20 protein-coding genes, 2 tRNA genes and 3 pseudogenes are annotated in these 21844 nt (G+C 63.1%); 8 read left to right on the top strand and 17 right to left on the bottom strand.

Annotated elements, in window-relative coordinates:
• Positions 1–56 precede the first annotated feature (56 nt).
• On the bottom strand, positions 57–833 hold the full coding sequence (cmoM, locus tag J9892_RS04545) for a tRNA uridine 5-oxyacetic acid(34) methyltransferase CmoM (protein WP_039040723.1): 777 nt from the start codon (positions 831–833) through the stop codon (positions 57–59).
• Between the two features lie 128 nt (positions 834–961).
• On the opposite strand from cmoM, the gene elyC reads away from it, so the two are divergent.
• The 3 genes from elyC to pfkA all read left to right on the top strand — a co-directional run bounded on the left by elyC (position 962) and on the right by pfkA (position 3753).
• Positions 962–1747, top strand: a complete 786-nt coding sequence (gene elyC / locus J9892_RS04540; protein ID WP_042863923.1) for an envelope biogenesis factor ElyC — start codon at positions 962–964, stop codon at positions 1745–1747.
• Between the two features lie 135 nt (positions 1748–1882).
• The gene (gene tpiA / locus J9892_RS04535) at positions 1883–2638 is read left to right on the top strand and encodes a triose-phosphate isomerase (protein WP_029314576.1); all 756 of its coding nucleotides are present in this window, start codon (positions 1883–1885) and stop codon (positions 2636–2638) included.
• 143 nt (positions 2639–2781) lie between these two features.
• Positions 2782–3753 carry a 6-phosphofructokinase gene (gene pfkA, locus J9892_RS04530; RefSeq protein WP_010674852.1) on the top strand — a complete coding sequence of 324 codons (972 nt, stop codon included), beginning with the start codon at positions 2782–2784 and terminating at the stop codon, positions 3751–3753.
• 647 nt (positions 3754–4400) lie between these two features.
• Here pfkA and J9892_RS04525 read toward each other — a convergent pair.
• On the bottom strand, positions 4401–4634 hold the full coding sequence (locus J9892_RS04525; protein WP_210538019.1) for a hypothetical protein: 234 nt from the start codon (positions 4632–4634) through the stop codon (positions 4401–4403).
• A gap of 425 nt (positions 4635–5059) precedes the next feature.
• On the opposite strand from J9892_RS04525, the gene J9892_RS04520 reads away from it, so the two are divergent.
• Positions 5060–6316, top strand: coding sequence for an amidohydrolase (locus J9892_RS04520; RefSeq protein WP_210538018.1), 1257 nt, complete (start codon positions 5060–5062; stop codon positions 6314–6316).
• A gap of 71 nt (positions 6317–6387) precedes the next feature.
• Here the strand turns inward: J9892_RS04520 and yjjG are convergent, their stop codons facing one another.
• The 8 genes from yjjG to J9892_RS04485 all read right to left on the bottom strand — a co-directional run bounded on the left by yjjG (position 6388) and on the right by J9892_RS04485 (position 12825).
• Positions 6388–7068 (bottom strand): pyrimidine 5'-nucleotidase, encoded by a 681-nt coding sequence (yjjG, locus tag J9892_RS04515; RefSeq protein WP_010674855.1) that lies wholly within the window; start codon positions 7066–7068, stop codon positions 6388–6390.
• A gap of 33 nt (positions 7069–7101) precedes the next feature.
• Complete coding sequence (locus J9892_RS04510; protein ID WP_210538017.1) at positions 7102–8586, bottom strand: leucyl aminopeptidase family protein; 1485 nt, start codon at positions 8584–8586, stop codon at positions 7102–7104.
• Positions 8587–8730: 144 nt separating this feature from the next.
• Positions 8731–8807, bottom strand: a tRNA-Met gene (locus J9892_RS04505).
• Between the two features lie 96 nt (positions 8808–8903).
• Positions 8904–8980, bottom strand: a tRNA-Met gene (locus tag J9892_RS04500).
• A gap of 235 nt (positions 8981–9215) precedes the next feature.
• Positions 9216–9935, bottom strand: coding sequence for a hypothetical protein (locus J9892_RS04495; RefSeq protein ID WP_010674858.1), 720 nt, complete (start codon positions 9933–9935; stop codon positions 9216–9218).
• Between the two features lie 106 nt (positions 9936–10041).
• Positions 10042–11676: an ATP-dependent endonuclease gene (locus J9892_RS04490; protein WP_113978493.1), complete on the bottom strand. Its 1635-nt coding sequence runs from the start codon at positions 11674–11676 to the stop codon at positions 10042–10044.
• Between the two features lie 76 nt (positions 11677–11752).
• Positions 11753–11875 (bottom strand): hypothetical protein, encoded by a 123-nt coding sequence (locus J9892_RS25000; RefSeq protein WP_256094327.1) that lies wholly within the window; start codon positions 11873–11875, stop codon positions 11753–11755.
• Between the two features lie 62 nt (positions 11876–11937).
• On the bottom strand, positions 11938–12825 hold the full coding sequence (locus J9892_RS04485; protein WP_042016580.1) for an AraC family transcriptional regulator: 888 nt from the start codon (positions 12823–12825) through the stop codon (positions 11938–11940).
• Between the two features lie 178 nt (positions 12826–13003).
• Between J9892_RS04485 and J9892_RS04480 the strand changes: the two genes are divergently transcribed.
• Both J9892_RS04480 and J9892_RS04475 read left to right on the top strand, forming a co-directional pair.
• Complete coding sequence (locus J9892_RS04480; protein WP_041215090.1) at positions 13004–13921, top strand: DMT family transporter; 918 nt, start codon at positions 13004–13006, stop codon at positions 13919–13921.
• A 51-nt stretch (positions 13922–13972) separates the two neighbouring features.
• Positions 13973–14904: pseudogene (locus J9892_RS04475) on the top strand (LysR family transcriptional regulator).
• 51 nt (positions 14905–14955) lie between these two features.
• Here J9892_RS04475 and J9892_RS04470 read toward each other — a convergent pair.
• The 6 genes and pseudogenes from J9892_RS04470 to J9892_RS04450 form a co-directional block, all read right to left on the bottom strand.
• Positions 14956–15735, bottom strand: a complete 780-nt coding sequence (locus tag J9892_RS04470) for a TSUP family transporter (protein ID WP_010674863.1) — start codon at positions 15733–15735, stop codon at positions 14956–14958.
• Positions 15736–15866: 131 nt separating this feature from the next.
• Positions 15867–15983: pseudogene (locus J9892_RS24565) on the bottom strand (DTW domain-containing protein); the annotation flags it as partial.
• Between the two features lie 2 nt (positions 15984–15985).
• Positions 15986–16099 (bottom strand): annotated as a pseudogene (locus J9892_RS04465) (DTW domain-containing protein); the annotation flags it as partial.
• A gap of 2 nt (positions 16100–16101) precedes the next feature.
• Positions 16102–16851 (bottom strand): tRNA-uridine aminocarboxypropyltransferase, encoded by a 750-nt coding sequence (locus tag J9892_RS04460; protein ID WP_069784641.1) that lies wholly within the window; start codon positions 16849–16851, stop codon positions 16102–16104.
• A gap of 190 nt (positions 16852–17041) precedes the next feature.
• Positions 17042–18031, bottom strand: coding sequence for a D-alanine--D-alanine ligase (locus J9892_RS04455; protein ID WP_069784642.1), 990 nt, complete (start codon positions 18029–18031; stop codon positions 17042–17044).
• 200 nt (positions 18032–18231) lie between these two features.
• Positions 18232–18840 carry a 2OG-Fe(II) oxygenase gene (locus tag J9892_RS04450; protein ID WP_069784643.1) on the bottom strand — a complete coding sequence of 203 codons (609 nt, stop codon included), beginning with the start codon at positions 18838–18840 and terminating at the stop codon, positions 18232–18234.
• Positions 18841–19047: 207 nt separating this feature from the next.
• Between J9892_RS04450 and J9892_RS04445 the strand changes: the two genes are divergently transcribed.
• On the top strand, positions 19048–19524 hold the full coding sequence (locus J9892_RS04445) for a glutathione peroxidase (protein ID WP_039038588.1): 477 nt from the start codon (positions 19048–19050) through the stop codon (positions 19522–19524).
• A 260-nt stretch (positions 19525–19784) separates the two neighbouring features.
• Positions 19785–21173 carry a DEAD/DEAH box helicase gene (locus J9892_RS04440; RefSeq protein ID WP_010674869.1) on the top strand — a complete coding sequence of 463 codons (1389 nt, stop codon included), beginning with the start codon at positions 19785–19787 and terminating at the stop codon, positions 21171–21173.
• A gap of 70 nt (positions 21174–21243) precedes the next feature.
• On the opposite strand, the gene J9892_RS04435 is transcribed toward J9892_RS04440, so the two are convergent.
• Positions 21244–21681, bottom strand: a complete 438-nt coding sequence (locus tag J9892_RS04435) for an acetyltransferase (protein ID WP_069784644.1) — start codon at positions 21679–21681, stop codon at positions 21244–21246.
• Positions 21682–21844 lie beyond the last annotated feature (163 nt).

The following is a 21844-nucleotide window of genomic DNA, read 5'->3' as shown; positions in this document are numbered from 1 at the left end:
CGGGGTCGGTGGCGCCCCGGCGGCTGGATCCCGCATCGTATTCACCCCGGTGTGTCTCAACCGGCCGGTTTCTGGGCCATCACATGGATGTAGCGCCCCAGGGAAACAAAGGGCTCCTGGCGGCAATATTGCTGCTCCATGGCCAGCAGGTCCTCGAACTTCTCGACCTGATCCTGCTTGTGGCGCATGTAGTCGTGGATGACGCGCACCCCGGTCTTGCCGATGATTCGCAATCCCCCCCGGCCTATCCAGTCATAGACCTGCTCCGGCAACTGGGGATTGGTGGGAGTCAGGGCTGTCTGGCGTTTCTTGCGAAGGCCCAGGCGCACATAGTCGAAATTACCCACCACCAGGCTCTGGAACAGGAGGCCGTGACGATTGTAAAAAAGCAGCGACAGTATGCCCCCTGCCTTGACGAAAGGGAACAGACCCAGCAAGGTCTGGCGCGGCTCGGCGAGCCACTCCAGTACCGCGTGACAGAGCACCAGATCGAAGGTGCCGGTCACCTGGTGCTTGAGATCCTGAATGGGGCAATGGATGAGACGAATTCTGTCTTCCAACCCCTTCTGGGCGATCTGCTCCCGGGCCAGATCCAGCATTTCTGCCGACAAATCGCACAGCTCCACCTGATGGCCCATGGCCGCCAGTTTCTGGGCGAAGTAGCCAAAGCCGCCGCCGGCATCCAGGATGCGCAGCGGCCGGTTGCCCAGGCGCGCCAGGCAGGCTTCGATGTCACTCCAGACAATGGTGGTGCGAATGCGCCCCTTGGTGGAGTCGTAAATGTTGCGAGCGAACTTGTCCGCGCGCCCGTCAAAACTCTGATCTTGCTTCAAGACACACTCATCTTCGACCGCCCCGCCATGAGGGCCGCAGGAGGAACCACACAGGATTGGGCCACAGGAAAAAAGAGGGGTATTCTGTCACATCCCGAATTTGCTGAAAACTCAAGGACGTGTCTGTCGTGTTCGAGCTCAACTTCTTTGTCATCAAGAAATGGCTGGGCCATCTGCTGATGCCGCTCCCCTTCTCTCTCTCCTTGTTGGTGCTGGCGCTCGTGCTGCTCTGGTTCACCCGCTTTCAAAAAAGCGGCAGGCTGCTGGCGACCCTTTCCTTGGTGATCATCGCCCTGATGGGGACGCGGCCGGTGAGCTACGAGCTGGCCCGCAGCCTGGAGCAGACCTATCCCCCCTTCGAGGTGAGCCAGCATCCTGACATCCAGGCCATCGTCGTGCTGGGCAACGGTCATGTGAGCGATCCGGCCATCCCAGAGCGCGCCTGGCAAAACAACATCTCCCTGGCGCGCACCCTGGAAGGGGTTCGCCTGGCCCTGGCCTATCCAGAGGCCGAGCTGGTCTTCTCCGGTGCCGTGGCCGGGGATCCCCTGTCGAACGCCGAGGTCAACGCCCGCATGGCGGCCAGCCTTGGCATCCCGCGTGCGCGCATGACGTTGTTTGAAAACAACAAAGACACCCATGACGAGGCGGTCAGCATCGCCGCCCACCTCAACGGCAAGCGGGTGGCGCTGGTGAGTTCGGCCACCCACCTGCCCCGGGCCATGGCTCTCTATCGCAGTCAGGGACTCGATGCGGTGCCGGCTCCCACCGATTACACCGCCAAGCAGAGTCAGGAGCCACAACCCCTCTACAGCTACCTCCCCAAAGGGCGTTATCTGATGTATTCCGAGGCTGCCATTCACGAGTGGATTGGGGTATGGTGGGCCCGTTTGCGTGGGCAGGTCACCGAGTGAGCAATCGCGCCTTGCATTCCTGATTTGGATCAGGAAAGCGAAAAAAAATTACGTCATTTGCCGCCGGGTCAGCTATCTTGGGCTCGGTTCAATTCATATAATGTTGCGCAATCAAATGCCTAGGAGATATAGAAGATGAGACAGCACCTGGTAATGGGTAACTGGAAACTGAACGGCACCAAGGCTTCTGTAGAAGCCCTGATCAAAGGACTGACCCCGGCCGCTGCCGCTCATCCTTCCGTGCAAGTGGCCGTCTGCCCGCCGGTTATCTTTTTGGGTCTGGTTGAACAGCTGACCGCCGGCAGCAAGATCGCCTACGGTGCCCAGAACGCCGACGTTCACGAGTCCGGCGCCTTCACCGGCGAAAACGCCCCCTCCATGCTCAAAGCCTTCGGCTGCACCTACTCCCTGGTCGGTCACAGCGAGCGTCGTACCCTGCACGCAGAGACCGACGACGTGGTGGCTGCCAAGTACGAAGCCATTCAGAAGGGCGGCCTGATCCCCGTGCTGTGCATCGGTGAAACCCTGGCCCAGTTCGAAGCCGGTACCACCAACCAGGTGGTCGAGACCCAGCTCAAGGCCGTGATCGATCGCTGCGGCATCGCCTCCTTCGAGAACGCCGTCATCGCTTACGAGCCGGTATGGGCCATCGGCACCGGCAAGACCGCCACCCCGGAGATCGCACAATCCGTGCATGCTCACATCCGTCAATACCTGGCCGGTTTTGATGCAGCCGTGGCTGCCAAGGTACAGATCCTGTACGGCGGCTCCGTGACTGGCGCCACCGCTGCCGACCTGTTCGGCCAGCCGGACATCGACGGTGGCCTGGTGGGTGGCGCGTCCCTGAAAGTGGACGACTTCTCCCAGATCATCGCTGGCGCCGCCAAGTAAGCGCCAAGCAAAGAGGGGCCCCGCCCCTCTTTGCATATCGCTTTCCTATGGACCCTCTCGCCATAGGAAAGCCGATATAGTAAAAGCGGCCAGCCGTATTTTTCAGAATCTTGATTTTCGACAACTCAGATCCAGAGGCACTCATGACCAAACAAATCAAACGTATTGGTGTTTTGACCAGTGGTGGTGACGCACCGGGTATGAACGCAGCCATCCGCGCCGTGGTGCGCGCCGGTCTGCATCATGGCCTGGAAGTTTACGGCATCTATGATGGCTACCTCGGTCTGCACCAGGACCGTATCGTCAAGCTCGAGCGTCACAGCGTCTCCGACGTCGTGAACCGTGGCGGTACCTTCCTGGGCTCCGCCCGTTTCCCCGCCTTCAAGGATCCGAAAGTCCGTGCCGAAGCGGTCGAAAACCTGAAGAAACACGGCATCGACGCCCTGGTGGTCATCGGCGGCGACGGCTCCTACATGGGTGCCAAGAAGCTGACCGAGGAGGGCTTCCCCTGCATCGGCCTGCCGGGCACCATCGACAACGATATCGCCGGTACCGACTTCACCATCGGCTTTGATACCGCCCTGAACGTGGTCGTGGACGCCATCGACCGCCTGCGCGACACCTGCAGCTCCCACCACCGCATCTCCGTGGTCGAGATCATGGGCCGCCACTGCGGCGATCTGGCCATGTCTGCCGCCGTTGCCGGTGGTGCCGAGTACGTGATCGTGCCGGAAGTGGCCTTCGACAAGGAGAAGCTGCTGCAACAGATCAAGGAAGGGGAAGCCAAGGGCAAGAAGCACGCCATCATCACCATCTGCGAGCACGTCACCGACGTGAACGCCCTGGCAAAAGACATCGAGGCCATGACCGGCCGCGAAACCCGCGCCACCATCCTGGGTCACATCCAGCGTGGCGGTTCTCCCACTGCCCGTGACCGTATCATGTCCAGCCGCATGGGTGCCTTCGCCGTCGAGCAACTGCTGGCGGGCCAGGGTGGCCGCTGCGTCGGCATTCAGGGCAACGAGATGGTGCACCACGACATCATCGACTGCATCGAGAACCTGAAGCGCCCGTTCAACCAGGAGCTGTACGATCTCTCCACCACCCTGTTCTAAAGGCTGTGGTCTGACAAAAAACCCTCCTCTGGAGGGTTTTTTTATGCGGGCTCCTCACCCCCTCCTCCCTCTGCGGGGGCCCGGCTATCCACTGGCCACTGTCGCCATGTCTTACCCCTTGCCCGGCGGCCCTGAGCCTCTGACCCCACGACCTTCTCCTTTACTTCTTTCCCCCGCTTTTCTGCTTGCTCACCTTGTTCGCGACGGGTCTGGATAAAGGTCTTGGTGCCGCAGAGCCACGGCCCTGCGCCAGGCCTCACCTGCCCTTCATCCCATCACACTGGCGCCATATAGCCACCCGGGTGGGCCGACGATCTCTCCCGCTTCCCCTGCGCGCGGGCCCGGTGGCTCGCCCCCCAAGAAAACAGCGAAAAACGGGGCTTCCGGCCACCCAAGGCCCCATGAAGGTCAAACCCCCATTTTCCCGCCTTACCCCTTCCCTTCCATGCTCCTTTGACGGCCCTTTTGTCGTTTTTCCGTACTCTTTTTGCACCCAGCCTGTTTGGGATGAGCAGAAAATTGAGGCTTCATCGGATAACCCTGGCTGGCAACAGCCTTGCAGACTGAGGTTAGGGCACAAGTCGTGAGAAAACATGACATGGGATGACAAAACCTGGCTAGCAGCCACCAACCTCCCTATGGCGACATCAATCTGCGCATCCCGCAGGCCATTTTGCTGCTGAAAAATGGAGATCACCACAAAAACTCCAATCGGAACCACCAAAGAGAGCGTCATAAAAATAACATAACTCAATGTATTTAAAGGCTTTATATGCATCCACTTTCACTGGCATCACCATAAAACCCTTCACAGGACAAAAAACGCCCTTAAACTTGGAAAAATGCAGCCGCATTCCACCACCAAACCATTTCTGCCTCATAATTACATTTTTCGTTGTTTTATCGTTCTGTTGTGGTATCTTGGTTCCATCATGAGCCAACCAAGGGAGATAAAATCATGAAAGAGTTCGTAGTTACCGCCGTTTTCACCGTGTTTTTCACTCTGGTTGCCGTCTCCATGCCGTCGCTGGCACAGCTCTAAGTAGGCCAATCAGCCATCTGCCACCTCTGCCCCAGAGGGGCGGTTCAAAAAACAGACTGCAACATGGGTTTTTGACGCGCCCTGGCAAAGGATGATGCCAAGCCATCATTGAGCGCTATCTGCGCACACAAAACGACCTCGTCGACATCCATGCCATCTTTCAAGGGGAGCCCGGGCTCCCCTTGTCGCATCTCCCCCTGCGGGATTTACTCTTGTCCCCCTGCCCGTCACAATGGCCGCTGGATTTGCTACGCAGGAACCACCATGACTCAGGATGCCTTGCGCCACTGGCGCCGCGACCTTCATCGTCACCCCGAAGCCGCCTGGTGTGAATTTCGCACCACCACCCTCATAGCCCAACACCTCACTGAACTCGGTTTCTCCATCATGCTGGGGGATCAACTGCTCACCAGCACCCTCATCATGGGACGGGAAATAGACGTCGAGGCCCAGAAGGCCCGTGCCCTGTACCAGGGGGCGCATCCGGAGTGGCTGACGCGGATCGACGCACTCACCGGCGTGATGGGACTCTGGGAGAGCGGGCGCCCCGGCCCCACCCTGGCGTTTCGCTTCGATATCGATGCGGTGGAGGTCGAAGAGAGCCAGGAGGTGTCACACCTGCCCGGCCAGGGAGGCTGGCACTCCGCCAACCCGGGCTGGATGCACGCCTGTGCCCACGATGGTCACACCGCCATCGGGCTGGTGCTGGCCGAGCGGATCGCGGCCCTCGCCGATCGCCTCACTGGCCGCATCAAGCTCTTCTTCCAGCCGGCTGAAGAGGGCTGCCGAGGCGGCAAGGCGCTGGCGGCAGGGGGGCAGCTCGACGACGTGGACGCTCTGCTGGCACTGCACATCGGCATTCACGCGAGCAGCGGTGAGCTGGTGGTCAACCCCACCGAGTTTCTCTGTTCAACCAAATTCGACGTGGAGTTCATGGGGCAAGCCGCCCATGCGGGGCTCGAGCCCAACGCAGGCCACAATGCCCTGGCGGCGGCCTGCATGGCCACCACCGCCATGCTCGGCATTCCCCGCCATCGGGATGGCATGACCCGCATCAACGTGGGGCAGCTCAACGGCGGCAGTGGACGCAACGTCATCCCGGGCCATGCCCGCCTGATGGGGGAGACCCGTGGCGCGACGCCGGCCCTCAACGACTACATGTTCAATCAGGTGCAGCAGATTGTGGAGGGGGCGGCCCTGATGCAGGGCGCGACCTACCACATCCGCAAACAGGGGGAAGCGATCGGCATCGAGAACAGCCCAGCCCTCATCGAGGAAATCGTGCCTCTCGCACAGGGGAATTCCCTTGATACCATCCACACCCGCCGCTTCGGGGCCAGCGAGGATGCCGGTTTCCTCATCGAGCGGGTACAGCAGCACGGCGGCGAAGCCGCCTATCTCATCCTGGGAGCCAACCTCGCGGCCCCCCACCATCATCCGGAGTTCGACTTCGACGAAGCCGTGCTGGCCCCCGGAGTGGCCTTGCTGGAGGCCTGGCTGCTCGCCCGCCTCGGCCGCTAGCAGACGCCGGATGCAAACAAGGCAGCCCATGGGCTGCCTTGTTTTTTTACATCCTTGCGGGCATAGGGGACCTACTCTCCCAGCACGATCGCGCAGAGATGGGCGAAGTGGTGGATCTCGTGGGTCGCCTCGCACGGGCCTGTCTCCCGTCCCGGGTTGTACCAGCAGGTGGCAAGCCCCTGGGCGGCGGCACCGGCGATGTCGGTCTTGGGATTGTCCCCCACCATCAACACCCGCGCCGGGCTCGGCTGACCCATCTGCGCCAAGGCATGCTGGAAGATGGCCGCCGCCGGCTTGGTCACCTGCACCTCGTCAGAGATAACGAGAGGCTCAAACCAGCTGTTCCAGCCCAGTTTGTCGAGGCGCCCGCGCTGGGGCAGGCTGAAGCCGTTGGTGATGATCCCCATTCTGACCTTGCTCTTCAGGGCCTGCAGGGTCTCCTCCACCCCCTCCAGCGGCACGCTCAGGGCGATGATCTGCTGCAGGAAGGTCTCGTTCATCGCCATGGGCGCCACGTTGACCTGCTCGGCAAAGAGCGAAAAACGGGTCTGCTGCAGGTGGGTGGCGTCAATCTCCCCTGAGTTGTACTGCTGCCAGAGCCGCTGGTTGAGGGCATGGTACTCCGCCATCTTGGGGGGAGTCGGCGCCACGCCGTAGATCTGCAGGGTCCGCTCCAGCGCCCTGGCGACCGGAAAATCGAGCAGGGTTTCGTCCAGATCGAACAGCACCCAGTCATAGCTTGCTTGTTTCACGCTTGTCCTTATTGATTGTGCTTGGCCACGTTGTCATGCGTCGGGCGCCCCCATCCCCAGAGGGCTGTCGAGCAGGGTCAGGGTCAACCTGACACCAAAGCCGGTTACCTCGCTGCCCACCACGCCATTGCCCCCCTTGTTGCGAAAACCACTCAGGTCGAGGTGCAACCAGGGAAGCTCGGCGGGCACGAAGCGCGTGAGAAAACGGGCGGCATCGATGTGATCCGGGGAGGCGCCCGGCGCGCACTGTAACAGATCGGCCCACTCGCTATCGAGGTTGTCATCGTAATCCTCGTCCAGGGGGAAGGGCCAGACTCGCTCCCCGCTCTGCTGGCCCAGCGCTATCAGAGTGGTGAGCCACTCGGGGCGGTTGGAGAAGGCACCGCTGTAACGGCTGCCGAGCGCCCGTTTGCAGGCGCCAGTCAGGGTGGCGTAGTCGATCAGCAAGTCGGGGTTGTCCCCGGCCGCCAGGGTCAGGGCATCCGCCAGTACCATGCGACCCTCGGCATCGGTGTCCACCACTTCGATGGTGGTGCCGTTGAGGGCGGTCACCACCTCACCGGGCCGGAAGGCCTGCGGGCCGATGTGGTTCTCGGCGATGGCGAGCCAGCAGTGCACCTCAACGGGGAGTTTCGCCCGGCTGATGGCCAGCAGCGTGCCAAGGGCCACCGCGCTGCCCCCCATGTCCAGGTGCATGCCATACATGCTGCCACCGACTTTCAGGTTGTAGCCACCGGAGTCGTGACAGATCCCCTTGCCCACCAGCGCGAGGCGGCGCACCGGGTTGGCCGGGCAGTAGCTGAGCCTGACGATGGCGGCCTGACCGTTTGCCGAGCCCCTGGCCACCGCCAGGAAGGCGCCGGCGCCCAGGGTGGCGAGGGCCGCCTCGTCAAACTCCTGCCACTGCCACCCCTCCTGCTGCGCCAGTTGCTGCACAAAAGCCCGGTAGCCTTGGGCGTCAAGCTCGGAGGCGGGCAGCACTGCCAGGTGGCGAGCCAGACCGTTGCCTTCGGCTTCTGCGCTCAGGCGGGCCATGTCCAGCTCGCAAGGGGGGGAAAGTTGCAACTGCTGATAACCCGGTCTTGTCGCCTCACTCCGTTTCTGGGTCGGCAGGGTCACATCGGCGGCGAGCAGGCAGGCGAGCACCACCCTTGCCAGTTGCGCGCGATGCTCATCGTCAAAGCCCTCCAGATGGAGCGCCAGGTGCGTCGCCTTGAGGCCCGCCAGCGAGCCCACCCAGCTGCGCACCTGCTTGTAGAGCCGATGATCCAGGACCAGGCGGGCATCCATGAAGATCACCCGTTGCAGCCCCTGACTGTCGTCAAGGGAATAGGGGGCCTTCTGACCCAGGGCTATCTGGGTTGCCACGGCGGCAAAGGGAGGCGTCGCCAGCAGGGTATCGCGCGCTGAGTCGGCAATGAGCAGGAGTTTGACGGCAGTCGGCCCTGCCATTACCTCGGCGAGGGAGGTGTTCTGCATCGTGATTTGGGGAGAAGAATAGCTAAAAGGGGTCATCACAGGGTGCGGCCTCATCCATGAACAGAAAGCAGGATGATACCGAACAAATGGCGAGAGGGATCGGAAAAACACACATTATTGTGTGTAAGCAACAGATGCTGGAGGGGATCAGAGAGGTAATGCAGAAGAAAATCAGTCAGAAGTTGGTTGCGGGGGCCGGATTTGAACCGACGACCTTCGGGTTATGAGCCCGACGAGCTACCGAGCTGCTCCACCCCGCGTCCGAATTGTATTGCCACCACAAAAAGCAGAGCAGTTGCTTCTTGCTGTCTTCGTTTCCACCGCAGGCGCTAGCGCTTGCCATGAATACAAATGGTTGGTTGCGGGGGCCGGATTTGAACCGACGACCTTCGGGTTATGAGCCCGACGAGCTACCGAGCTGCTCCACCCCGCGTCAGAGGTCGCCCATAATAGGCGCCAACGCTGAGATTGCAAGTAAATATCCTAAAAAAAGTTTATTCGGGGATTAAACCGTCACATACTGCGCTCTTTTGCAACAAATCGCAGTTTTTTCAGGCAGCTAGCGATCTCTCGCCCCTCAGGCCCCTCCCCGCGCTCCCCCCGACTTGCCCCTCTTTGCCATAAAAAAAGCCCGCACAACAAGGTGCGGGCGGGAGGATGCGCCGGGATCAGGCGAGCTGGTGCAACACGCTGGTCGCCGCAATCTGGGCGATGATGAGGCCGCACAGGGTCACGGAGACCACCACGGGGGCCGTCTCCTGCTGACGGTAGATGGGGCTGAACCAGAGCAGCAGGGCTGCGACCAGCAGGCCGGCCTGGGTCACTACCCCGGGGATCAGCGGGTCGAGCCCGGCGCTGCTCCCCTGCCAACCCACCAGCACCGCCAGCCAGATAAGACTCAGGATGGCGGAGACCAGCCCCGCCAGGGGCAGCAGCAGATTGAAGGCTTGCAGGCGGTGGCGGGCACGTAGCAGCATCAGGTGGGCAAAGGCCGACCCCAGCAGCACCATCTGCAGCAGGCCGCCGAGCCAGCCCTGGATCTGCATCAGACCCAGCCCGTAGAGGGCGAGCGGCATGGCGGGCAACCACAGCAGGGTGGCGGGGATGGCGCGCTTGCCCTCCAGACGAGACTGGACCAGGGAGAGCACGATACCGAGCACCAGGGCGGCCCCCCCGCTCCAGATGAGCCAGCCCGCAACCTTGGCCTCCACCGCCAGCATCAGAGAGAGCCCGGTGATCACCCAGACCGAGAAGAGCTGGGTAGTGATCCGCGAGCGCTGGCCCGGGCAGAGATCCCCGCGCCACAGGACGAGCCCCACGGCGATCAGGGCTCCCAGGGCCATCAGACCGGTCAGGGGAAAGAGCCAAAAAGGAAGTTGGACGAACATAGGGTCTCCGGCAGCAGTCCGGGTGCGGGTGCACCCATCACAGGGTAAGGAAGGACAAGAGGCAGGGAGTATATCCAAACTCCCCCCGTCTTCCCAACGTCGCCGGTCAGCTTTGTCCCCGGGCAAGGGCGACCACCCGGGCAAACATCTGTTTGAGCACAGGGGGAATGTGCTCGCTGCCGAGGCGCTCCGCCTCCTCCACCACCGCCAGGGCCATGCCTGGCTTGCTGCGATGGTGGATCGCCTTGGCGATGATGCGCCCGGCGTTGAGGGTGGAGCGCCCCCCGACCCCCGCCTCACGCCGGAACACCCCCTCGAACCCGTTCTGGTAGAGGTAGTGCTCTATGTCTGCCGCCGGCAACTGGGTCAGCCGATCCCGCTCGCGCTCCCCTTTGAGCAGGGAGCGGGCGGAGCTTGCATACTTGGCGCCCGCCTCGTCACCGTCGGTGAGCAGGTGCCACTCTATGCCAAAGTCCCGGGCCACCTTGATGAGGGGAGCCTGGCCGCACTGGGCGAACTCGATGATGCGCACCCCCTCTGCCCGCAGGCTGTAGCCGCAGATCTGGGCCAGCTCCGAGAGCAGCCAGATCTCGGTCTCCCCTTCCACCAGCAGCCAGCAGCGAGCAAACATCGACATGGGCCTGTTGATGCGCACATGGAAGGCAATCTTGCGCAGATCGTCGCTGCTGTAGCGCTCCCCTCCCAACTGATGGCAGAGGATGTCCTGCTGGCGGCGCACCAGACGGCGCACCTGATTGAGGGGCAAGGAGGAGAGCAGGTCCCCCGAGTTGGTGGTGAGCAGCTTCTGGCCGGGCAACTGCTCCAGCAGACCCCAGGCCAGGGCCAGCATGGTGGGATGCAAGCGGCTCTCTGGGTCTTCCAGCATCAGTATGGGTCTGGCCCCCTCCTCCAGCTCCCGGTTGCCCCGGGCGTGGAGCAGCATGGCCGCCATGCCCGCCATGGCCAGTTGCAGCGCCCGGTTGTCCGCATTGCGCAGCAGCACCTGCAGGTTGCCGGGATTGCGCAGGGTCATGGGGCGATTGACGATATCCCGCTGGCTGCGAGGCTTGTGCTTGATGGGCGCCAGGGCGCTGAAGTAGTGCTCCATCAACTGCTGCACCGCCTGCAGCGCCTCCTTGAGTTCTGGCTCGCCGATGCGCTGGGGCTCATCGGTGAGCTTGCCGGCCAGCTCGTCCAGCCGCTGCTCGCACAGATCCCCCCAGGGCAGCCGCTCGATGCCCTCCCGGGCGGTACGGGCATCCCGCAGCCTGAACACCGGATTCATGGTGATGAGCAGACGCACCAGCGCCTCGTTGTTGTCGATGGTCAGGCTCTTGCCGATGCCGTCGAGAAAGTCGTGGGTGGTGAGCACGCTGCCATCATCCTGCAACTCGGCACTGGCACGATAATGCACCCGGTGGAACTTGTCCTTGTGGGGGATCCAGGCCGCCCCGAGGCGGGCCAGACGGCGGGAGTGCTGGCACATCTGGGGACGATACTCGCTGAAGGTGAGCACCAGTTGCAGCGTGCGCGAGGGTTCGAGCTCGGGATCTTCGGGCCGGTGAAAATCATCCTGACCAAATTGATAGGGCTCGGCATCCCCCAGCAGGCACCAGAGGGCCCGCAGCAGGCTGGATTTGCCCCAGGCGTTTTCGCCGATGAGCACAGTGGTGTTGTCCAGCCCGAGGGAGAGGCGATTTATTCCGCGAAAACCTTTGACTTCAATGCGTTCCAGAAACATGCGGCCATATCCAGTCCATCCTGATGGCGCAATAGTGGCAAAGTTGCCGGAAAAATCCTATCGGGTTACGGCGTTTTCAGCGGGAACTGTGAGGAACGAGCGGTTCGGGCGGCGTCGGCTGGGTGGCGCGATAGAGGGGGGCATTCCAGTGGTTGAACCAGAGATGGCGAGTACGAGTCTGACGTTTGCGATGATTCAATGGGCATTCCTTTCAATGGACAAGAGACAGAGGGTACACCTCTTTTGCCCAGAGTCTCAGGGTTATCTGTGACAGGAGAATGACAACTGGGCTCGCCACTGGCCCGGGCTCAGGCCGAACGCCTCCCGAAAACGGTTACCAAAATGGGCCTGGGAGGAGAAGCCGCACTGGGCGGCGATGCTGGCCAGAGGCTCGCTTCCCGCCAGCAACTGCTTGGCCCGCTTGAGCCGCAGCCCGAGCAGGTAGCGGTGGGGCGGACAGCCCAGGCTCTGCCCGAACATACGGGCGAAGTGGTATTCGCTCAGACCCGCCTCCCGGGCGAGTTCTCCCAGGGTGACCGGCTCGGCCAGGTGAGCCTGCAGATACTCCTGCACCCGGCGCACCACGGCCGGGGCCAGGCCGCCGCGCACTTCCGGCAGCGCCGGGGCCTCGCGGGTGTGATGGCGATAGGCGTGCAGCATCAGCATCCAGGCACCGTGGGAGAGCGCCATGCGATCGATGCCGTGCTGCCAGTCCAGCTTCATCAATTGCCCCTGCACCAGGGCCGCCGCCTGGGGATCGTCGATGAAGGTCTTGTCTTCCAGTTGCAGATGACGCCCCTCCTTGTCACACGCCTGCTCGGCGATACGGGTGAAGTGGGCGGGGGTGAAGTAGAGGTGGAAGAAGCGAAACTCCTCGCGCACCAGCCACTCGGACCTGTGGTGATCCGGCATGATGCACACCTTGCCGGCACCGCCATGGCCACCGGGGCCGTCCAGCCGCTCGGTCTGCTCGCCCCCCTGCAGGTAGACGCTGATGGTGTGGTTGCCCGGCTTGTGGTAGCGGGTCTGATCGTAGCGGTTGCACCAGCTCGCCACCCCGAGTCCGGGCTCCAGCCAGCAGGAGTCCTCCAGCCTGGCACCGGTGCTCACCAGGGCATCAAAGACCCCTGCCTGTCTTGTCTGCTGCATGGCATGCTGCACGCTTGCGTCCCTCTCTGGCACTTGCCGCCCCTTTCCTGTCGCCATCTTATCGCGCCTCATGGTCAAAGGCTGCGCCTCCGTTGAAAAAACCGCAAGATGGTGCAAGCCGGCACCCCGCCTCACGGTTCATGCTGATCACATCATCTTCTCTTGATGGGATCACACCATGAATCTGATGCTCTATGTTTCCACCGTCCTCATCTGGGGCAGCACCTGGATTGCCATCGCCTGGCAGCTCGGCCCCATCCCCATCGAGGTCTCGGTGCTCTATCGTTTCGCCCTGGCGGCCCTGGCCCTGTTCGCCCTGCTCACGGTGAGCGGCAAGTTTCCGCGCCTGCCCTGGGCGGGCCAGCGTTATGCTGCCCTGCTCGGCGCGTTGCTCTTTTCCACCAACTTCCTCTGTTTCTACCACGCCACCCTCTATATCCCGAGCGGCCTGTCGGCGGTGATTTTCGCCAGCGCCAGCATCTTCAACGGCCTCAATCTCTGGCTGTTCGAGGGTAAACGACCGGGCCTGCGCTGGCTGCAAGGATCGTTGCTGGGGCTGCTTGGCACCCTGCTGCTCTTCTGGCCGGTGCTGGCGGATGCGCAACTGGGTGCAAACGGCTGGAAGGGCTTGCTCTTTGCCTGCGCCGGCACCCTCTGCTTCTCCCTGGGCAACCTGGTCTCCGCCCGGGGACAGCGCCAGGGCTATCACGTATTGCAGATGGTACCCTGGGGCATGGTCTACGGCGTGGCGCTGCTGCTGGGCTGGGTCACGGTACTCGGTCAGTCACTCACCCTGCCCACCGACCCGCGCTACCTCGCCGCCATGGTCTATCTGGCCATCTTCGGCTCCGTCATCGCCTTCACCGCCTACCTCACCCTGGTGGGGCGCATCGGTGCCAGCAAGGCGGCCTACGCCACCGTGCTCTTCCCCCTGGTGGCCCTCACCCTCTCCACCTTCTATGAAGGCTTTGTCTGGCAGACGGTCTCCATCGTCGGCGTGGTGGTGAGTCTCATTGGCAACCTGGTGATCTTCGCGCCCCCCGTCAAGGCGTGGCGCTGGCCGCTATCAAGGGCCGCAAACGGTACTTGCCCCTGATGCCACCAGCCCCTAAGGTAACCGCGTCCAACACACGAGGAGGGAGGACGCATGTTACTGGAAGGGCTGGAGACACTCTGCCTGCTGGCAAGCGAGGGCACCATGGCCAAGGTTGCAAGCCGCCTCTATATCAGTCAGTCGGCGGTCAGCAAGCGCATCGCCCAGCTGGAGCAGCGCCTTGGCAAGAAGCTCATCGAGCCGGATGGCCGTCATATCCGCCTCACTCCCCAGGCCCGTGAACTGCTCGCCCGGGTAGCCCCGAGCCTCGCCGAAATGAAGGGGGTGCTGGCGGACAGCCAGATCCTCACGGATCAGACCCCTCTGTCCATCGCCTGCTCCGAAACCCTGCTGGCGGGCTACCTCGCCCGCTTCATGCACGCCTATCTTGAACGGGATCCCCACATTGCCCTCTCTACCCACCACACCCCGGTCATTCTGGCCCGGGTGCGCGGCGGGGATGCCCTGCTCGGGATCTGCGCCGGCCGCCTGCCGCCTGGCCATGGGCTGTGTGCCGAACGGCTGCTGGAGGAGCCCTTCTATCTGGTGGGGGAGGCTCTGGATGAGGCGGCGCAGCCGGATCACCAGGGCGCCTTGCAAGAAACTGTGACCAGCAAGCAACTGGCTGAAGGCGACGTGAGTCAGGGGATGCAGGGCAAGGTGCGCAAGATCCTGACCATGGATCTGGAGAACCCCTCCAACCGCTATCTGCGCGAGCCCCTGGCCGCCCTCGGGCTTATCCCCGCCATGGAGCTCGATTCCTACCTGGCGCTGATCGAGCTGGCCAAGGCAGGCATTGGCCCCGTGCTCCTGCCCGCCGGCCTGCTGGCGCTGGTGGGTGAGCAGGGGACACAGGCACGCCCCCTGCCGGGACTGGGCCGCCCGCTCCACCTGGTCTATCGGCAAACAGCCTCAAGCGCGATCGCATTGCCCGCCTGGTGCAAGCGCTGCAAGCCCATTTCCGGCAACTATCGGCACTGGGCTGAAACGCAAGAGGGCCCGATCTGCGATCGGGCCCTCGTCATGGGGGTACCGGCTCAGCCCAACCAGGCAAAGAGCTCGGGGTACTGGCTCCACACCAGCTTGGCGGACATCACCAGGGAGACTGTCACCAGCAGCGGCTTGATGAGCTTCACCCCTTTCTTGAGCACCAGCTTGGAGCCCATGCGCGCCCCGATGAACTGCCCCAGCGCCATGCACAGCCCCACGCTCCACACCACCTTGCCCCCCAGGGTGAAAAAGAGCAGAGAAGCGATGTTGGAGGTGAAGTTGAGCAGCTTGGTGTGGGCGGTGGCCCGCGCCATGCCAAAGCCCGCCAGGGCCACGAAACCGATGGCAAAAAACGACCCCGTGCCCGGCCCGAAGAAGCCGTCATAAAAGCCCACCCCCCCGCCCACCAGCAGGGCGAACGCCATGGGGGTGAGGCGGCGCTGGCTCTCCGCATCGCTCACCCTGGGGGAGAAGTAGAAGTAGCAGGCAAACGCCATCAGCAGGAAGGGGAGCAGCCGCTCCAGGATGGCGGCATCGATGGTCTGCACCGCCAGAGTGCCGATGGCCGCCCCGATGAAGGTGCAGATGACCGCCGGCCAGATGATGGCCCACTCAAGGAGCCCCTTGCGGGCATAAAACCAGGTGGCGGAGAAGGAACCGAAACTGCTCTGCAACTTGTTGGTGCCAAGCACCAGGGCCGGCGGCATGCCGGTGGCCAGCAGGGCCGGCACCGTCAAGAGTCCCCCGCCCCCGGCGATGGCATCGATAAAGCCGGCGATGAGGGCCACCCCGAACAGGGCGACCAGGGTGAGCAGTTCCAGTTCCATCCATAGACCTCGTGTGATTGGCGGCGCCCGGCATGGCCTGGAGCCTGAAGGAGTCAACAGGTCGCTATCCTAGCGAGGGCGGGCTCATGAAGCCAACGAAACAATGGCAGCCAACTAATTCCTTATTTTCATCAATCAGCCCGCGAGAGGGCCTGCGCCTTGATAACCGCCAGCCTCTGTAGCAGGGGCGCTTCATCCGCACCGGGCGCACGGCTTACCCGGCCAGCCATGTAGCGGCTACTGATGAGGATTAATCCAGAGCGCGGCTCTGGCCCTTGATGGCCTCCAGCCCCTCCAGCAGGGGCGCTTCATCCTCACCGGGCGCACGGCTTACCCGGCCAGCCATGTAGCGGCTGCTGATGAGGATTAATCCAGAGCGCGGCTCTGGCCCTTGATGGCCTCCAGCCCCTCCAGCATGGGCCCTTCATCAGCACCGGGTGCACGGCTAACCCGGCCAGCCATGTAGCGGCTGCTGAAGAGATTGAACCAGAGCTGCAGCGCCTGTCCCGCCCGCAGCTCCCCGGCCACTTCCAGCACGCAGGCGGCCACCTCGGCGGTGCACAGGTGCTCGTCGCTGTGGGCGACGCGCATGCCGTAGGTAGAGAGCGCATCCGGCTTGATGGCGAGCACCGGGAAGCCGTCCAGATAGGGACTCTTGTTGAACATCTTGCGCGCCTCGGGCCAGGTGCCGTCCAGCAGGATGAACAGCGGCTTCTTGCCGGGGGCCAGTACCACCTCGCCGGTCAGGCGGTCGGGCGCTTTCTCGCAGGCGGGAAAGACCACGTAGGGCTGCCAGGCGGGATCCGCCAGCAGGGCCAGCAGCTCGGGATGGGGTTCGGTACGCGACCAGAGAAAGGCCCAGGTGGAGTCCGGCAGCACGTCGGCGATGAGGCGCCCGGTGTTGGAGGGCTTCATGGGCTCGCTGTCATACATCATGAGGCAGAAACCGGCCTCGGCCTTGAGCGCCGGGCGCCAGTCGCAGGCACACCAGTCGTGGCGCAGCTGGCAGGCATCACAGCGTGGCACGCTGCCGCCACGGGCAAGAAAGGGTCGGGTCGAGACGCTCTTGCGCCAGATGCGCAGGCGGTTGACGGCGTGATCGGGGATGGGCTTCATGGAACGCGGCTCTGACGGTGCCTGTGGCGGGACAAAAGGGGGCTGATTGTAACGGCGCGCCCTCCTGGCGGCAAGGCTTGCCGGGCGGCGCCCTGCCCCCTTCCCTCCCCGCGCTCTGCCCGCTTCCCCCCATGAAAAAAGGGGCCCTGAGGCCCCTACTCACCATCCGTTGCAACCGGGTCTGGCGACATCAGACCGACTTTCGCAGGATCTGCTCCAGATAGTGCGCGAAGCTGTGGCCGTGGTGCTCCAGCAGTTTCGGGAACATGGAGATGGAGGTCATGCCCGGGAAGGTGTTGATCTCGTTGAGCAAAATCTCCCCCTCTTCGGTCAGGAAGAAGTCGATGCGCGACAGATGAGTCAGCTTGAGCTGACGGAACGCCTTCAAGGCGTACTCGTGGATGGCATCGGCCTGGGCCTGAGTCAGCCCCTCGGCCTTGAGCGCGGTCTCGGTGTGACTGGCGCTGCTGTACTTCTCTTCATAGGTGTAGAACTTGTCCTGGGGTACGCAGATCTCCCCCGGATAGGTGGCCACCAGCTCGTCACCATACTGGTAGACCGCCACTTCCAGCTCGCGGGGCTTGACTGCTTTTTCGATCAATACCTGCTCGGAGTAACCGAAGGCATCGGCAATGCCCTTCACCAGATCTGCCTCGTTGCTGGCGGAGTAGCAACCCACGGAAGAGCCCTGGGAAGCCGCCTTGATGAAGACCTTGCCCCACTTGGCCAGCGCCGCTTTCGCCTCGGTCAGGCTCGCCTCGCCCTGCTCGGTCAGGAACAGGTAGGGGGTATTGGGGATGCCGATGGCGGTGAGCCACAGCTTGGTGGTGATCTTGTTGAAGCACACCTTGCTCGCCTCGGCGTCACAACCCAGATAAGGCAGGCCGGCCAGCTCGAGGAAGGATTGCAGATCGCCGGTCTCACCGGGATAACCGTGGATGCAGGGCACCACGTAGTCCACCGGACGGGCCACGCTGTCGAACGAGAGCAGCTTGTCCAGCCCCAGCTTGCACTCGCGACCGTCGGCGCTGAGCCAGCGGTCGGCAAACATCTCGACCCGGGTCACTTCGATGCCGGGCAGGAGCCCGAGCTGTTTTTCGAGGAAATTGGCGCTGCGCAGCGAGACTTCGTGCTCGGAGCCGCCACCGCCGCACAGCAGCAAGACATGCATGTTCTTCATTAGATGTGATCCCTTGGGAGAAGTGGCTTCGTCATCACCATGTCAAACCCAACCGCATGAAAACCGGACGAAGCCAGAAACGAACATAAGTGCGGGCAGTGTAGCAAGGGAGGGGAAGCCTTGTCAGCCGATGGGGCGCACCTCCCCCTGCCCGGGCAGATAAAAGTCTCTTCCTGTGTCAGAAACAGGATGAAATGCGCTCAGCGGGGGGGATCGACCCGCCCGGCGCCATTGCCGTTGACCCGAAACCAGCCGGCAATGCTGTAGCGCTCCCGGCTTGCGGGCAGCACCTCGTGGGGAAACTCTTCAGACAGGAAGAGCACCAGCCGCCCGCCCCGGGGGGAGACATCCATCAGAAACTGCTCGCAGTCGTCATAGACCCGCAATATTCCCCCCGCCTCTGGCTGCCAGTCGTTGTTCAGGTAGAACACCGAGGTGAGCCGGCGGTTGGATCGCCCGGCGAAGGCGTCGCGATGGGTGGCGTAGAAGTCTCCCTGACGGTAGCGGGCAAAGTGGGCCTCGTAGTCGAACAGCCCCAGCATCAGGCTGCGATTGGCGGCCAGACGCAGGGACTCCATCCGGGCCAGATAGTCGGCCACCGGCGCGCCGAGGGAGGCGTCGAGCCAGTGGATCTGATCCCGACGGATATCGCGGTTGTCCTGATGCAGGGTCTCGCGCCCGATCCCCGCCGGTCGCCACTCGTCCGGCAGGCAGGCCTTGAGGGCATCCACCTCGGCGGCGGTTAAAAAATCATCCACTATCACCCAACCCCGGGTGTAGATGGCATCCATGACGGCTTGATAGTCCAAGATAGGCTCGCAGCGAGGGGAGAGAGTGCGCTTTGTAGCGACTTCGGACCATCGGCACAAACCGGATTGCTTCTCTTGAGAAGTCCCGCCATCAATAGGAGTCTGGGGGGAACAGACGCCCTCCCCCTTGCTCCCCGGCCCTCGGCCCGTTAACGTGCAAGGATTGTCCCCGGGCGCCTTGTCGCCCCTCTTGCATCAGGAGAAACCATGCCCCTGCCCCTCATCCCCCTGCAACGACTCGATGGCACGGCCTGGTCCACCGCCGATCTGCAGGGCCGTGTCGTGCTAGTGGTCAACGTGGCAAGCCGCTGCGGTTTTACCCCCCAATACACCGGGCTTGAGGCCCTCTATCGCCAGTTCGGCCCCCAAGGCTTCGAGATCCTGGGCTTTCCCTGCGATCAGTTCGGCCATCAGGAGCCGGGCGATGCCGAGGAGATCGCCCGCTTCTGCTCGCTCGACTACCCTGTCAGCTTCCCCCTGATGGCCAAGTGCGAGGTCAACGGCGCCGGGGCCCACCCCCTCTATCGCTGGCTCAAGGAGCAAAAGCCCGGACTCCTTGGCAGCGAGGCCATCAAGTGGAACTTCACCAAGTTCCTGATTGACCGTGAAGGCCGGGTGGTGGACCGCTTCGCCCCCCAGACCAGGCCGGAGGATCTGGTGCAGGCCATCGAGGGACTGCTCTGACGGGCGTGCGCCGAGGCCAGGGGGGCCCCTCTTAGCGCCCCCTGGCCTTTCCCTGCCGGGATGGCCGTGGCAACCCTGCTCGCGACACGGCTGCTGCGCGTGCGCCTCGCATCTGCTATATTACGCGCCCACTGTCTCTTGTGCGGTCGCTTTGCCGGGCTCAGGCCCAGCCTCGATGGCGGCCCACCCTATTTTCCATGTCGTGACGGACCAAGGCTGCCGTCACCCGTTGAGCCCAAGGCTCGGAGTGTCCCTCGAACATGTCATTCAATGAACTGGGTCTGTCACCGCACATCCTGCGGGCCGTCAAGGAGCTGGGTTACGAACAACCCACCCCCATCCAGCAGCAAGCCATTCCCGCCATCCTGGCCGGGCAGGACGTGCTGGGCGGCGCCCAGACAGGCACGGGCAAGACGGCCGGTTTCACCCTGCCCATGCTTCATCGACTGCTGGCCAACCACGGCCGTGGCGGTCGTCGCCAGGTGCGAGCACTGGTGCTGACCCCGACCCGGGAGCTGGCCGCCCAGGTGGGCGAGAGCATCATCAAATATGCCCACCACCTGCCGTTTCGTACCCTGATCGCCTATGGCGGCGTCAGCATCAAGCCGAACCTGGACGCCATCAAGCTCGGGGTCGACATCCTGGTCGCCACACCGGGCCGCCTGCTGGATCTGCTGACCCAGGGCGCCCTGACCCTGAGCGCCCTCGAGGTGCTGGTGCTGGATGAAGCGGACAGAATGCTCGACATGGGGTTCATCACCGACATTCGCCGCATCATGAAGGCCCTGCCGGAGGAGCGTCAGACCCTGCTCTTCTCCGCCACCTTCTCCAATGACATCAAGGCGCTGGCGGACGATCTGCTCAAGGATCCCACCCTCATCGAGGTGGATCCCAGCAACACCGCCGCCGAGCAGGTAAGCCAGCGCATCATCCAGGTCGATCGGGAACGCCGCCGGGAGATGCTCTCCCACATGATTGGCCGTGGCAACTGGCAGCGGGTGCTGGTGTTCGTGCGCACCAAGCAGATTGCCGACAGGCTCGCCCAGCAGATGCAGAAAGATGGCCTGGATACGGTCGCCATCCACGGTGACAAGAGCCAGGGGGCCCGCAACCGGGCGCTGGCGGATTTTCGTGAAGGCAAGGTGCGGGTGCTGGTTGCCACCGACATCGCCGCTCGCGGCCTGGACATCGATCAACTGCCCCACGTGATCAACTTCGAGCTGCCCCAGATGGCGGAGGATTACATCCACCGCATCGGCCGCACCGGCCGCGCCGGCCGTGGCGGCGAGGCCATCTCTCTGGTGAGCCAGGACGAGCTGGGTCAGCTCAAGGAGATCGAGGCGCTGATCGGCCAATCCCTGACCGTGGAGATCCTGGAAGGATACGAGCCGAGCGGCAAGCCGAGCCGCCAGACCCTGCCGGGCAGCAAGCCGGTGCAAAACCCGCCCCGCGCCCGTGGCCATGCCAACGCCAAGGGCAAACCCGCCGCCGGGAAAGGCAAGGGGGATGGCGCCAAGAAGCCGGCTCAGCCTGCGCAAAACAAGTCCCGCAAGCGGGAAGTAGTGGGCGAGGACATCGGTTTCGCCCCCATGCGCCGTCTGCCCAAGGCCCAGCGGGGCGACTATCAGGACAACTCCAACGAGGAGTGAGACGGTGCGAGCCCTGCGTCCTGAACAACAAAAAACCGCCCGAGGGCGGTTTTTTCATGCTCTAGCGCCCTTAACCGGCGGCCAAGGCCATGTGCAGCAGCGGATAGGGCTTGCCCTGGCCATCCAGGGGGGAGCGCCCCGTCACCTCGAAGCCCAGGTGCTGGTAGAAGCCGACAGCCTGGGCATTCTGTTCGTTGACGTCCACGCGAGTCGCCCCCAGACAACGGATGGCGTGGTCCACCAGCTGGCGGCCGACCCCGCCCCCTCTCGCCTCGGGAGCGATGAACAGCATCTCGATATTGCCCTCAGCCACCCCGATAAAACCGACGATCACGCCATCCTGCCTGGCGCAATAAAGGCGCACGGCATCGAAATAGTGTTCGAGGATGAGAGGCTTGAGGGTGGCGATGTCTTCCTCTTGCAGGAAGTGATGGGTAGCGCGTACCGAGGCCTCCCAGAGAGCGATCAGGGCTGGGTAATCCCCGGTTTGTGCTGGTTCTATCTTCATGAATTGTTGGCTCAATTTTTGACATCCTCCCCCACCTTAGCGCTTCGCGTCACAGGAGGGGGATTCCCATTACTGGGTGATAGCTGCTCGCGCAGTACCGGGTTCCTGCTTCATCGGGCGGCCTGATTGCACCACGCCTCCACAGGCTAAAACGGCGTGTCCC

Source organism: Aeromonas sp. Prich7-2 (assembly GCF_017939255.1).
In the GTDB taxonomy this organism is placed as follows: Bacteria; Pseudomonadota; Gammaproteobacteria; order Enterobacterales; family Aeromonadaceae; genus Aeromonas; species Aeromonas caviae.
This window is presented reverse-complemented; position numbering and strand designations above follow the sequence as displayed.

Excerpts from the sequence above, each read along its gene's own strand:
- J9892_RS04525 (WP_210538019.1), bottom strand. The coding sequence starts at position 4,634 with ATGAGGCAGAAATGGTTTGGTGGTGGAATGCGGCTGCATTTTTCCAAG.
- pfkA (WP_010674852.1), top strand. The coding sequence starts at position 2,782 with ATGACCAAACAAATCAAACGTATTGGTGTTTTGACCAGTGGTGGTGAC.
- J9892_RS04460 (WP_069784641.1), bottom strand. The coding sequence starts at position 16,851 with ATGAAGCCCATCCCCGATCACGCCGTCAACCGCCTGCGCATCTGGCGC.
- J9892_RS04495 (WP_010674858.1), bottom strand. The coding sequence starts at position 9,935 with ATGTTCGTCCAACTTCCTTTTTGGCTCTTTCCCCTGACCGGTCTGATG.
- J9892_RS04485 (WP_042016580.1), bottom strand. The coding sequence starts at position 12,825 with ATGCAGCAGACAAGACAGGCAGGGGTCTTTGATGCCCTGGTGAGCACC.
- J9892_RS04490 (WP_113978493.1), bottom strand. The coding sequence starts at position 11,676 with ATGTTTCTGGAACGCATTGAAGTCAAAGGTTTTCGCGGAATAAATCGC.
- J9892_RS04470 (WP_010674863.1), bottom strand. The coding sequence starts at position 15,735 with ATGGAACTGGAACTGCTCACCCTGGTCGCCCTGTTCGGGGTGGCCCTC.
- J9892_RS04455 (WP_069784642.1), bottom strand. The coding sequence starts at position 18,031 with ATGAAGAACATGCATGTCTTGCTGCTGTGCGGCGGTGGCGGCTCCGAG.
- tpiA (WP_029314576.1), top strand. The coding sequence starts at position 1,883 with ATGAGACAGCACCTGGTAATGGGTAACTGGAAACTGAACGGCACCAAG.
- J9892_RS04435 (WP_069784644.1), bottom strand. The coding sequence starts at position 21,681 with ATGAAGATAGAACCAGCACAAACCGGGGATTACCCAGCCCTGATCGCT.
- J9892_RS04520 (WP_210538018.1), top strand. The coding sequence starts at position 5,060 with ATGACTCAGGATGCCTTGCGCCACTGGCGCCGCGACCTTCATCGTCAC.
- J9892_RS04445 (WP_039038588.1), top strand. The coding sequence starts at position 19,048 with ATGCCCCTGCCCCTCATCCCCCTGCAACGACTCGATGGCACGGCCTGG.
- J9892_RS04480 (WP_041215090.1), top strand. The coding sequence starts at position 13,004 with ATGAATCTGATGCTCTATGTTTCCACCGTCCTCATCTGGGGCAGCACC.
- J9892_RS04440 (WP_010674869.1), top strand. The coding sequence starts at position 19,785 with ATGTCATTCAATGAACTGGGTCTGTCACCGCACATCCTGCGGGCCGTC.